Source organism: Cellulomonas sp. P5_C6 (assembly GCF_054049635.1).
Window position 1 is genome coordinate 1 of sequence record NZ_JBFULZ010000126.1, and the last position, 11,847, is coordinate 11,847.

Genomic DNA, 11,847 nt, shown 5'->3' on the forward strand with positions numbered 1-11,847 from the left:
CGCATGTACTGCCCGCGCTCCTCCGACGGCACCCGGCTGTCGCGGTACGCCATGCACCAGCAGCCGCCGCCGCCTGGCTTCTTCACGCCGACGACCTCGAAGAAGTCGTCGTAGCGCCCGAACGCGGGCAGCACCTCCACGGCCATCGGGCCAGGCTACGGACCGCCGCCGACAGCTGCTCGGGCGTCGTTCGTGATGACAGCCGCTGACATGAGGCGTATCGTCGTGATGACAGTCCATGACATCACCAGGGAGCTCTTCATGCGCGTCTTCGTCACCGGTGCCTCCGGCTGGATCGGTTCCGCCGTCACCGCCGAGCTGCTCGACGCCGGTCACCAGGTTGTCGGCCTCGCCCGCTCGGACCGGTCCGCCGAGGCGGTCGCCGCCGCCGGTGCGTCGGTCCACCGCGGTTCCCTCGACGACCCCGAGGGTCTGCGTGCCCCCGCGTCCGCGGCCGACGCCGTCATCCACCTGGGCTTCAACCACGACTTCTCCGACATGGCCGGCGCGTGGCGCACCGAGCGCACGGTCGTCCAGACGTTGCTCGACGTCCTCGAGGGGTCCGACCGCCCGTTCCTGCTGGCGTCGGGCGTCGCCGGGCTCACCCCGGGCCGGGTCGCGACGGAGCGCGACGCCAGCACCCAGCGCGGGCCGGAGAGCATGCGCGGCGGGGCCGAGAACCTCGCGCTCGACTACGCGGACCGGGGCGTGCGCTCCGTCGGCCTGCGCTTCGCACCGACCGTGCACGGCCAGGGTGACCACGGGTTCGTCGCCGCCCTCGCCGGGATCGCGCGCGCCACGGGCGTGTCGGGCTACGTCGGGGACGGGTCGGCCCAGTGGCCCGCAGTCCACCGCCTCGACGCCGCGCACCTGGTGCGGCTCGCGCTCGAGGGTGCGCAGGGCGGGACCGTGGTGCACGCCGTCGGTGAGGAGGGCGTGGCGACCCGCGAGATCGCCGAGGCCATCGGCCACGGGCTCGGGCTGTCCGCGACCTCGATCGACCCGACGGCCGCGGCCGAGCACTTCGGCTGGATCGGCCGGTTCTTCGCCCTGGACACCCCGGCGTCGAGCGCCCTCACCCGGGAGTGGCTGGGCTGGGAGCCGACGCATCCCGGTCTGCTCGACGACCTCGAGGCGGGGTTCTACACCTCGGCGTGACAGGTCGGGACCTCTGGCCCTGGGGAGGTCGTCGTCGGTGGACGACCGTGGAGCCCGAAGTCCCAGCGACGGGGCGGGCCCCCGCTGCGGGCGCTGGCGCGGAGGCGCGTGATGTCTCGTCGGGTTCTGGTGGCGTTCTTCGTCGGCGTGCTCGCCGTCGTCCTGGCTCCGGCGGCGGTGGCCGTGGAGCCCGGGGCCGCCGTCTCCTTGCTGGTGACCACCTCGGCGACGGCGGTGGCCGGTACGCCGCTGACGGTCACGGTGACCGCGGTCGACGCCACCGGCGCGACGGCCACCGGGTACGGGGGGACGGTGGCGCTGACCACCGACGACCCCCGAGGGCCGGTCCTGCCCGCCGCGTACAGCTTCACCACTGCCGACGCGGGCGTCCACGCCTTCGTCGGGCTCGTCCTGCACACCGCCGGTACGCGGCTCGTGACGGCGACGGACCAGGCGGGYCTCGCGGGCTCGGCGTCGCTCCGGGTGGCAACCGGCCCGGCGACCGTGCTGCAGCTCGAGGCCCCCTCGCGGGTGTCGGCCGGCGTGCCGTTCACCGTCCGGGTCGCCGCCAAGGACGCGTGGACCAACCTGGTCACGTCGTACCGAGGCACCGTCGGGCTGACCAGCACCGACCCGAAGGCCGTCCTGCCGGCGCCGTGGACCTTCACGGCCTCGGACGCGGGCAGCCGCGACCTGCCCGTCACCCTGGTGACTGCTCCGAGCGCGCTGATCACCGCGACGGACCCGGCGCTCACGAGCAGGTCGATCGTCGGTGTCGCGGTTCAGCCGGGCCCGGTGGTGACGCTCGCGGTGCAGGCGCCGGCCGAGGTCACGACGGGCGTCCGCTTCCCGCTCACCGTCACGGCGAGGGACGTCTTCGGCAACGCGGTGCCGACGTACGCCGGCACGGTCGCACTGGGCAGCACCGACACCGGTGCGGGCGGCTGGTTCACGCCGAGCCAGTACCGGTTCGTCGCGGCCGACGCGGGGACCGTCACGTTCTCGGGCGTTCGAGGAGTGGTGCTCGCGAACCCGGGGACGCGCACGATCACCGTGCGTGACCTCGCGGCCTCGACGCTCGTCGGCACGGCCACGCTGACCGCCCGGCTGCCCGCCGGGCACGCCCTCTACACGTGGGGTGCGAACGACTTCGGTGAGCTGGGCATCGGATCGACCACCGCGAGCCACAGCCCGGTGCGAGTCGGCACCGAGGCCACCTGGGCGCGGGTCTCGGTCGGCGGCCACCACACCGTCGCCATCAAGTCCGACGGGACGCTGTGGGCCTGGGGACTCAACACCGACGGCGAGCTCGGCGACGGCACGCGGAACCCGCACCCGACGCCGGTCCGCATCGGGTCCACCAGCCAGTGGGCGTGGGTCTCCGCAGGCCCGTCGCACACGCTCGCCCTCAAGCGGGACGGGACGCTGTGGGGCTGGGGCCGCAACTGGACCGGGCAGCTGGGCAACGGCACCACCACGAGCCGGCTCAGCCCCGTGCGGATCGGCACCGGGACGCACTGGGTCATGGTCTCCGCCGGAGCCCAGTACACGCTCGGCCTGCAGAGCGACGGCACCATGTGGGCGTGGGGCGACAACACGCACGGCGTGCTCGGTGACGGGACCTTCACGCAGCACCTGTCACCGACGCGCGTCGGTACCGAGGCTCGGTGGGTGTCCGCGTCTGCCGGCGGCCTGCACAACGTGGCGATCCGCAGCGACTCGACCCTGTGGGCCTGGGGCTCCAACGCGTACGGCCAGCTCGGTGACGGCACGCTGAACGACCGGTCGCGTCCGCTCCAGATCGCGCCCACGCGGCTGTGGTTCGCTGCGTCGGCGGGTGGCGTGTCCTCGCTTGGACTCGGTGGCTACCACCCGGCGGCGCGCTCGGTCTTCGCGTGGGGTCGCAACGACGTCGGCCAGCTCGGCGACGGCACGACGACCAACCGCCTGACCCCGACCTACCTCCCGCGCAACGCGTGGTGGCAGGCCTCGGTGCTGGTGGCGGGCGACCAGGACGGCTTCGTCGTGACGACCGGCGGCGCGCTCGTCGGGTGGGGGAAGAACTACTTCGGCGAGGTCGGCGACGGCACCACGACGATGGCGCCGACGCCGGTCCGCATCGGCACCTCGAACCGCTGGGTGGACGTGACGACGGACTTCAGCCACTCGGCCGGCCTGCGCGACTGACCCGGCTCGGGCGTCGGGTCAGACCCGCTCGGCCGGCTGCTCGTCGATCCGGTGCCGCTCGTCGTGGATGGTGACGCCGGCGGCGACCAGCTTGAGCTCGTGGGCCCGGAAGTGGTGGCCGCAGAACAGCAGCTCCATCCCGCCGGCCGACGGCAGGGTCGCCCGGACGTACGCCTGGGCGCCGCAGCGGTCGCACCGGTCCTGCCGGGTGAGCTGGGCGGTGGTGGTGCGCTGGTCGACAGTCGCGGTGGTCATGGACGGACACCTCGTCTCGCTGGGGGAGCGGTGCTCGTCGGGAGGACGGGCAACGCCTGTGCTGCCCATCCGAACCGTCCACGACCGGTCACCATTCCGGATCGGTGTTCGCTCAGCGGGGAACGCACCGGGGTGGGTGGTCCGGGTCGGTGGGCCCCGTGGGGATCGAACCCACAACCCGCGGATTAAAAGTCCGCTGCTCTGCCAATTGAGCTAGAGGCCCGGGGGTTGCGGGGTTTAATCCGTGGAACCCTCGGGATAACTCCCGTGTGGTTCAGCCGACCTCACGTCCGCCGCCTCCGGCACGAAACCCTACGACACGTCGTGTGGGGGCCCGTGTTCGTGGCGTCGCCCCGTGCGCGGAGTCAGTCCAGGAGCGTAAACGTCGTGTAGCCCTGGTCGTAGCCGACGAGCTTGCCGGCCCGGGCCACGACGTGATCGATCCCGTTCGGGTAGGCCATGTGCCAGGCGGGTGCACCGTCGTCGAAGGGGTACGCGACGAGCTGTCCGTTGCCGGCCTGGTCGGCGCGTTCGTACCCGACGAACAGGTGGTGGGCGTCTGTCAGAAGGGTCGTCGCGACCTGCCCCTTGTCGGGCTTGATCCGCCACAGGGGCTCGCCGGTGGACCCGTCCAGTGCGAGGACACCGGTCGAGGTCAGGACGTACACCCGGCTGCGGATGACGAGGATGGACGGCCGAGTGGGGCCTTCCACGAGGTCGAACAGGCCCGGCGAGGTCCAGCGTGGGGCGCCGGTGTCGGCGTCCCACGCGTGCAGTGCCGTGTCCGCGGTCAGGAGAAGCCCCGGGACGCTGCCGTCGTCCACGCCGGGCTGCGCGAGCCCGCCGGTGAGGGTCCGGTCGGCGTCCGGGTTCGCGTCTGGTGCCAGGAGCGTCGCGGAGAGGGTTCCTCCCTCGTCCCAGGATTCCAGGACGAGCCGGCCGGTCGGGCCGGGCTGCCAGCCCCAGAGGGCGTTCGAGTCCGCGCCGATGTCGTCGCGGATGACGTGACCGTCCGGGGACAGCAGCTGGATCCGCCCGGCCGATGTCTGCAGGATGAGCATGTCCTTGAAGCGGGAGACGCTCACACCGCCGCGCGGTGGGTCGGCGGCCAGAGGGACCTCATGGGTCCAGGTCACGGCACCGGACAGCACGTCGCGGCTGGTGACGATGTCGGTGGTGCCCTGCGTGGTCCCGACGATGATCTGCCCGTCCAGCAGCGTGAACGTCGTTGTCGCGGGTGCGGGCCATCGCGCGAGCGGAGCGCCAGAGGCGGTGTCGAGAACCTCGACGAACGTCGCGGTCGCGGGCACGTCTGTGCTCCGGCCCTGGTCGTCGAGGACCGCCGTGCCGCCGTCGGTGATCAGGCAGACGACCCGCGGGGCGTCGGTTGCATCGGCGTCCGGTGTCACGTCGGGCGCGCACAGGCTCGGGCTGCTGACGGACAGCGCACCGGCCAGGGCGGGAACGGGTCCGAGCACCTGCGTGGTCCAGGTCGGGTGGTCGGCGGGACCCCAGTGGTAGGTCAGTGAGCCATCAGGGCCGCGGACCAGCCGGCCATCGCCCGGCGACCCGACCAGGACGCTGGTCTCCATCGCGGAGTAGCTCGTGCCGGCGTCGAGGTGCCCGTCGAGCTCGGGCACGACTCCTTGGACAGCGGCGAGCCGTGCGATGGCTGCGTTCTGGCGCCAGCTGATGGTGCCCTGGGTTGCCGCGAGCGCCGCGACGAGCAGCGCGGCGCCACCGGCGAGCGCCCACCGCAACGTCGTCGTCGACCTGGTGGCGCTCGGGCTCGCGTCAGCGGCGTTGTCCTGGGACGCGTGCGTCGACTCGGCGTCGGCCAGCTCGACGGCCTGCGTGTCGCGTCCCCTCATGGCGCGACGGTACCGACGACGGGCCGCGATAGTGCCGGAATGCCTGGCACGTGAGCCGTTCGCTTGTGCAGGCAGAAGGCGTTCCGACCTGGCCGTGAGTCATCTTGCGAGGTCAGTGCCAAGATTCGGGGCCGGCACGGTCATCGTCCGCCTGGGTAGACGGAGCGGCGAGACGTCACGATGACGAGCAGGGCAACGAGACCGAAGACGGTCATGGTCAGTGGAACGGCAACGCCACCCACCGTGCCGAGCAGGAGGGCGCCGAGGATGCCCGCGGCGAAGATGGCGAGGTTGAACGCGACCGGCAGGAACGAGTTCGCCACGTCGGCGCTGTGCCCGCTGACAGCGCTGAGCGGTCGCTGCAGCTGCGGCGAGGCGCCGCCGAAGGTCAGCCCCCACAGGACGACGGCGGCGTAGATCGCGACCGGCGATGCGTGGCCGACGACGAGGATCACGCCAGCCACCGCGAAGACCGCGATGGACGAGATGACCAGGGCCTGGGGGTGGCGGTCGACGAGCACGGCGGTCAGCACGAGCCCGCCGATGGAGGCGATGCCGAAGACGAGCAGGAGGAGCTCGATGGACACCCCCGCGCCGGCGTCGTGCAGGTAGGGCGCGATGTACGTGTACGCGGTGCTGTTGCCGAGCATCCAGGTGAAGATCACGGCGAGGATCGCGGCGACGCCCGGGATGCGGAAGACGCGGGCGAGCGGGAGCCGGTGGGCGGCGGCCTGGCCCGAGGCGTCCGGGACGAGCAGCACCGTCAGAGCCAGGACCACGACCGTCAGGATCGCCAGGCCACCGAACGACCAGCGCCAGTCGAACGTGGTGCCGAGCCAGGTGCCCAGCGGCGTCCCGAACGCGATGCCGACGGGTGCACCGGCGGCGACGAGCGACAGCGCGCGGCCGGTGAGCGCCGGCGGGCTGATCCGGACGGCGTAGCCGGCGAACAGACCCCAGAGCATCCCGGAGAAGCCACCCGCGACGAACCGCGCCACGAGCGCGAGCGGGACGTCCGAGGCGATCGCCGTGAGGAGGTTGGCCAGCAGGAAGCCGACGATGCCCAGCAGGAACAGCGGCTTGCGCCGGAACCTGCGGGTCAGTGCGATCGCCGGGATGGTCACCACGATGGTGCCGAGCGCGTAGGCGCTGACGTACTGGCCGACGACCCCCTCGGAGGTTCCCATCCCGACGGCGATCTGCGGCAGGAGCCCGGCTGGCATCGTCTCGGTGGAGATGAGCAGGAACCCCAGCAGCGCGAACACCGACAGGGCTCGCCAGGGCAGCCGGTCAGGGGGTGTCTCAACCGGAGCGGCTGGTGCGGCGTAGCTGAGGCTCACGGGTGGTCCTTCCTGTGGATCGGATCGGGTCAGGGCCGAAGCAGGACCTTGATCGCGCGGCGCTCGTCCATCGCGCGGTACCCGTCGGCGGCCTGCTCGAGGGGCAGCTCGAGGTCGAAGACCTTGCCCGGGTCGATCTGCCGGGTCCAGATCAGGTCGATCAGCTCGGGCAGGAACCGGCGCACGGGTGCGGGTCCGCCGTGCAGGTGCACGTGGGAGAAGAACAGCTCCTCACCGGGCAGCGACACGTCGTGCAGTACTCCGACGTAGCCGACGTGCCCACCGGGCCGGGTGGCGCGGATCGCCTGCATCATCGACTCCTGCGTGCCGACGGCCTCTACGACACTGTGGGCGCCGAGCCCGTCGGTGAGCTCCTTGACGCGCTCGACGCCCTGGTCGCCGCGCTCGGTGACGATGTCGGTCGCGCCGAACTCGATCGCCAGCCTCTGCCGGTCGGCGTGCCGGCTCATCGCGATGATCCGCTCGGCACCCAGCTGTCTGGCCGCCAGGATCGCGAGCAGACCGACGGCGCCGTCGCCGACGACGGCGACGGTCTTGCCCGGTCCGACCTCCGCGGCGACGGCGCCGAACCAGCCGGTGCCGAGCACGTCGGATGCTGCGAGCAGGGACGGGATCAGGTCGGCCGGCGGGATCCCGGGAGTCGCCACGAGGGTGCCGTCGGCGAGGGGGACGCGCAGCAGCTCGGACTGCCCGCCGGTCGCGGCACCAGGCTGCCGGTGGATGCACGACGACTGGTAGCCGGCCCGACAGATCGCGCAGGTGTTGTCCKAGGCGAAGAACGACCCCACCACGAACTGACCCGGCGTGATCGTCGTGACGTCGGCGCCGACCWGCTCGACGATCCCGACGTACTCGTGGCCGATCGCCAGCGGCTCGTCGACCGCGTCGACGCCCCGGTACGGCCACAGGTCCGATCCGCAGATGCAGGTGGCGACCAGGCGCAGGATCGCATCCGTCGCTTCGACGATCTGGGGGTCGGGTCGGTCCTCCACCCGCACGTCACCGGCTCCGTACAGCACTGCACCACGCATCGATCTCTCCATCCAGACGGTTTCGGGGCTCCCGCAAGGAAAGCCGCCCGGCGTGCGGACAGGGAGTCTCTGCTCTGAGGTGCCCTGGCAGGGCACCCCACGGCCGGCGACCCGCAGATACCGTCGAGGGATGGACACCACCGGAGAGGCACGCGCCTTCCTGGTCTCGCGCCGCGGAAGGCTCACCCCCGAACAGGTCGGCCTGCCCGCCGGGTCCGCCCGACGCGTGGCCGGGCTTCGTCGCGGCGAGGTCGCATCCCTGGCGAACCTGAGCATCGAGTACTACACGCGCCTCGAGCGCGGGAACCTCGCCGGCGCGTCCGATGCCGTGCTGCACGCGATCGCCGACGCGCTGCGCCTCGACGACGCCGAACGTCAGTACCTGCTCGACCTGGCCAACGCCGCGAGCAGCACCGGGCGGCCCCGGACGCGTCGCCGGGAGAGGGTCTGGACCGCGACGCCCGCGCAGCAGTCGATGCTCGACGCGATCACCGGAGCGGCCGCGTTCATCCGCAACGGGCGCATGGACATCGTCGCGACGAACGCTCTGGCCCGCGCCTTCTACGACGACATCTACGACGTCACAGGCACGCCACCGAACTTCGCGCGGTTCACCTACCTGCACCGGGACCGCTCCGAACGCTTCTACGGCGACTGGGACCGCATCGCCGACAAYGACGTCGCGATCCTTCGTGCCGAGGCCGGGCGGGACCCCTACGACAAGGGACTGCAGGACCTGATCGGTGAGCTGTCGACCCGGAGCGAGGAGTTCCGCCGGCGTTGGGCCGCCCAGGACGTCCGGCAGCACTCCACCGGGACCAAGGACTTCCACCACCCGGTCGTCGGCGATCTTGAGGTCCACTACCAGGCCATGGAGCTCGTCGCCGAGCACGCCATCACCCTGACGATCTACACCGCCGAGCCCAACAGCCCGACGGCCGAACGCCTCCAGCTGCTCGCCAGCTGGGCCGCGACCCACGAACCGCTGGGCTCGGACGCGCGCTCACTCTGACTCGACGTTCACGCACCCGGATTTCGGTCGTCACCGTGATCGCGGTTCTCGCCGCTCCGTCGACCCGACGTCAGTCGTCGCCGTCCCCGGACTGCTGCGTGGAGACCTTGCCGTCCCACGTGGCCTGCGCGCCCGAGTCGCCGGCCTTCACCACGGCGACGACGGTGCCCGCCGCAACCACCACGGCCAGCACCCCACCGACGATGCCGATCCACCGGTCCCGGGCGGTCCGCGCCCCGTCCTGGTGGTCGACGTACCGACCCCAGAGCCAGATCGCGACGGACAGCGCGGACAGGGCGAGGGCCCACGGCAGGACGCCGTCGCCCAGGCCGGCGTGCTTCTCGACCAGGTCCGAGTGCGGCACCCGGCCCTCGAGCCACTCCCCGTAGTGCGTCGTGAGCGGGACCAGGAGCGTGGAGCCGACCGTGAGGATCGGGGTGATGACGCCGAGCCTGCGGCGCAGCACCGGCCACCACGCGGTCACCGCCACGAGCACGGCGGCGAGGGGCAGCAGCACGACGACCGCGTGCACGAGCAGGATGTGGGTGGGAAGACCGTTGACCTCGTTCACGCCGACCTCCGTCGATGGGGATGCCTGCGTGACGCTAGGGGCGCATTCTCAGCGGATTCTCGGAGCGCGCACAGCCTTGGGTGCGCGCTCCGAGACCACTCAGGCGCCGACCGTCGCGCGCTCCCGCGCCGTCTCCTCGACGACCTCGACCGTGCGGGCGACCGCGTCGTAGCGCGCGTACTCCGCAGCGAGCTCGGTCGCACGCCGCCGGTAGGACGGGTCGGCCAGCACCTCCAGCACGCCGGAGCGGACGGTGGCGGCGGAGGCCACGTCCTGCGCGTCGGTGCGGACCCCGACCCCGGTGCCCGACCAGACGACCCGGGCGGTGACCTCGGCCTTGTCCTCGGTCCGTCCGGCGACGACGAGCGGGACGCCGTGCGCGAGCGCCTGCTGGACCCCGCCGAAGCCGCCGTTGGTCACCATCACGTCGACCAGCGGCAGCAGGTGCTCGAACGGCACGAACCGTGCGGCGCGCACGTTTGCCGGCCGGTCGGGCACCACCTCGTCGGGCTCCCCGATCGCGGTCGTCGCGACCACGAGGACGTCCTGGTCGGCCAGCCCCTCCAGGGTCGGGCGCAGCAGCCGGTCGGGGTCGGTGGCGATCGTCCCCTGCGTCACCAGGACGACGGGCCGCCCGGCCCCGCGGGCCGCCAGCACGTCCGACCACCAGGCGGGCTCGTCGAACGCGTCGACGCCGCGCGGCGTGATCTGGCCGACGAACTCGAGCTCGGGGTGCGGCTCCAGGCGCGGGTACTCGAACCCGGGCACCGACGCCTGCAGCAGCCGGTCGGCGATCGTCCCGACCCAGTCGAAGAAGAAGACGTCGAGGTCGCCGGCGCCCACCTGCTGGGCGACGAGCTGCGCCTCGCGCTGCGCGTCGCGGAAGACGACCTTCTGGATCAGCAGGGTCAGCGCCCGCTGCTTGAGGCGGTCGAGCGCGTGGCGCGGCGGCTGCAGGCCGGGCCCGAACGGCGGGACGTCGCGGCCGGAGAGCTGCAGGGGCAGGACGGACAGCTGGATCGACGGCACGCCGTGCCGCCGGGCGGCGAGCGCCCCGGCGACGAACGCGCTCTCCACGACGACGACGTCAGGCTGCTCGGCGGCCAGGTAGGCGGAGACGTCGTCGACGTAGGCGGGCACGGTCCGCACGAAGAGGTGCACGACCTCCCAGCGCAGCCGGCGCAGGCCGGGCCCGGGGGCGCCGTTCGCGTCGGACCAGGCGCTGACGTCGGAGTCGTCCTCGTCGCGGCCCAGGGTCATGGGGACGTACCGCGCGCCGGCGGCCTCGACGGCGTCGGCGAACTTGCTGCCGGTGTAGACGTCGACGTCGTGACCGGCGTCGACCAGGGCCCGCACGATCGGCAGCGCGGGTCGCACGTGCCCGGTGATCGGCGTGAGGGTGAACAGGACCTTGCTCATGACGGTGCTCTCCAGTGTCGGCACGGTAGAGGGGGGTGGCGGGTTTGCCGCGCTGTCAGGAACCGGGCGGGACCGGCCTGATACATCCGGTCCGTCCGGGTTCCCCTGACGCATCCCCTCAGAGCGACGCGCTCATGCCCGGGATCGCGGCGAGGTACGCACGCACCTCGGCGGGACCCCACCCGTGCGTCTCGCGCAGGCCGGTCTCCATCGTCCGCAGGTAGGCCTCGGTCGGCGTCGCCAGCGGCGCGTCGTCGAACGGCTCGGACGTCAGGGTGACCAGCGGGATCCCGTCGCGTGCCCCCAGGTGCACGATCGTCTCGTAGCGCCCGGGCCCGTAGCGGTGCCGACCCTCGCGACGGAGCATCTGCAGGTCCAGGTCCTCGCCGGGGTCGCGGCGCATCTCCTGGGCCAGGACGTCCGCCAGCTGCCCGGTGCGCAGCAGGTAGGCGACCGCCGCGACCCGGCCGTCGCCGTCCGGGTCGAAGACCGCGGTGCCCCCGCCCCAGGCCTTCGACGCCCCCGTGAACGACAGGCTGCCGCGGACGACGAGGTGGACGGTACGCACGGGTTCGGTCCGGTCGCGGCACCCGGGGTAGGTCCGCAGGCTCCCCGGCGGGCGCCCGCCGTGCAGGTAGAAGCGGAACCGGTCCGCGCTCAGGTTCGAGCCGTACGCGACGTACCAGACGTCGTCGACGGCGTCCGTCGTCATCCCGGCAGCGCCCGCGCGCGCCCGGCCGCCGCGGCCTCGCCGAGGAGGACCTCCTCGGCGCGCGCATACAGGTCCATCGCCTGCTCCGGCGTGTCCCCGACGGCGGTCAGGCCCACGCGGCCCAGCTCCGTCAGGCAGCTGATCATGTGGAACACGACGCCCGTCTGCCGGGACTGGTCGAAGTGGAGGCCGTGCCGCGCCACGACGTCGAACAGGTCGACCACCCGCAGGGCGCGCAGCTCGGGTGCCTCGAGGTGGTCGGTCGCGACG

General features: G+C 72.6%; 11 protein-coding genes and 1 tRNA gene. 3 read left to right on the forward strand and 9 right to left on the reverse strand.

The window, feature by feature from the left end:
• Positions 1-228: 228 nt before the first annotated feature.
• Complete coding sequence (locus ACXJKG_RS14175; RefSeq protein WP_456846391.1) at positions 229-1,158, forward strand: SDR family oxidoreductase; 930 nt, start codon at positions 229-231, stop codon at positions 1,156-1,158.
• Positions 1,159-1,269: 111 nt separating this feature from the next.
• Positions 1,270-3,345, forward strand: coding sequence for an RCC1 domain-containing protein (locus ACXJKG_RS14180; RefSeq protein WP_456846392.1), 2,076 nt, complete (start codon positions 1,270-1,272; stop codon positions 3,343-3,345).
• 18 nt (positions 3,346-3,363) lie between these two features.
• On the opposite strand, the gene ACXJKG_RS14185 is transcribed toward ACXJKG_RS14180, so the two are convergent.
• The 5 genes from ACXJKG_RS14185 to ACXJKG_RS14205 form a co-directional block, all read right to left on the reverse strand.
• On the reverse strand, positions 3,364-3,600 hold the full coding sequence (locus ACXJKG_RS14185; RefSeq protein ID WP_456846393.1) for a DUF7455 domain-containing protein: 237 nt from the start codon (positions 3,598-3,600) through the stop codon (positions 3,364-3,366).
• 150 nt (positions 3,601-3,750) lie between these two features.
• Positions 3,751-3,823, reverse strand: a tRNA-Lys gene (locus ACXJKG_RS14190).
• A gap of 142 nt (positions 3,824-3,965) precedes the next feature.
• On the reverse strand, positions 3,966-5,471 hold the full coding sequence (locus ACXJKG_RS14195; protein WP_456846394.1) for an outer membrane protein assembly factor BamB family protein: 1,506 nt from the start codon (positions 5,469-5,471) through the stop codon (positions 3,966-3,968).
• 140 nt (positions 5,472-5,611) lie between these two features.
• The gene (locus ACXJKG_RS14200; protein WP_456846395.1) at positions 5,612-6,811 is read right to left on the reverse strand and encodes an MFS transporter; all 1,200 of its coding nucleotides are present in this window, start codon (positions 6,809-6,811) and stop codon (positions 5,612-5,614) included.
• A gap of 29 nt (positions 6,812-6,840) precedes the next feature.
• The gene (locus tag ACXJKG_RS14205) at positions 6,841-7,863 is read right to left on the reverse strand and encodes a zinc-dependent alcohol dehydrogenase family protein (protein WP_456846396.1); all 1,023 of its coding nucleotides are present in this window, start codon (positions 7,861-7,863) and stop codon (positions 6,841-6,843) included.
• Between the two features lie 130 nt (positions 7,864-7,993).
• On the opposite strand from ACXJKG_RS14205, the gene ACXJKG_RS14210 reads away from it, so the two are divergent.
• The gene (locus ACXJKG_RS14210) at positions 7,994-8,875 is read left to right on the forward strand and encodes a helix-turn-helix transcriptional regulator (protein WP_456846397.1); all 882 of its coding nucleotides are present in this window, start codon (positions 7,994-7,996) and stop codon (positions 8,873-8,875) included.
• A 70-nt stretch (positions 8,876-8,945) separates the two neighbouring features.
• Here the strand turns inward: ACXJKG_RS14210 and ACXJKG_RS14215 are convergent, their stop codons facing one another.
• The 4 genes from ACXJKG_RS14215 to ACXJKG_RS14230 form a co-directional block, all read right to left on the reverse strand.
• Entirely contained in the window at positions 8,946-9,446 is a 501-nt protein-coding gene (locus ACXJKG_RS14215; protein ID WP_456846398.1) for a DUF2231 domain-containing protein, read from the reverse strand.
• A gap of 99 nt (positions 9,447-9,545) precedes the next feature.
• A complete protein-coding gene (locus ACXJKG_RS14220; protein ID WP_456846399.1) occupies positions 9,546-10,865 on the reverse strand; it encodes a glycosyltransferase in 1,320 nt (439 codons plus the stop codon).
• Between the two features lie 118 nt (positions 10,866-10,983).
• Entirely contained in the window at positions 10,984-11,577 is a 594-nt protein-coding gene (locus tag ACXJKG_RS14225) for a histone deacetylase (RefSeq protein ID WP_456846400.1), read from the reverse strand.
• Positions 11,574-11,847, reverse strand: a 274-nt coding sequence (locus ACXJKG_RS14230; RefSeq protein ID WP_456846401.1) for a peptide ligase PGM1-related protein, incomplete at its 5' end; no start/stop codon positions are given. The genes ACXJKG_RS14230 and ACXJKG_RS14225, both read right to left, overlap by 4 nt.

Coding starts and splice junctions, on each gene's coding strand:
- ACXJKG_RS14175 (WP_456846391.1), top strand. CDS start 229: ATGACAGTCCATGACATCACCAGGGAGCTCTTCATGCGCGTCTTCGTC.
- ACXJKG_RS14185 (WP_456846393.1), bottom strand. CDS start 3,600: ATGACCACCGCGACTGTCGACCAGCGCACCACCACCGCCCAGCTCACC.
- ACXJKG_RS14195 (WP_456846394.1), bottom strand. CDS start 5,471: ATGAGGGGACGCGACACGCAGGCCGTCGAGCTGGCCGACGCCGAGTCG.
- ACXJKG_RS14220 (WP_456846399.1), bottom strand. CDS start 10,865: ATGAGCAAGGTCCTGTTCACCCTCACGCCGATCACCGGGCACGTGCGA.
- ACXJKG_RS14225 (WP_456846400.1), bottom strand. CDS start 11,577: ATGACGACGGACGCCGTCGACGACGTCTGGTACGTCGCGTACGGCTCG.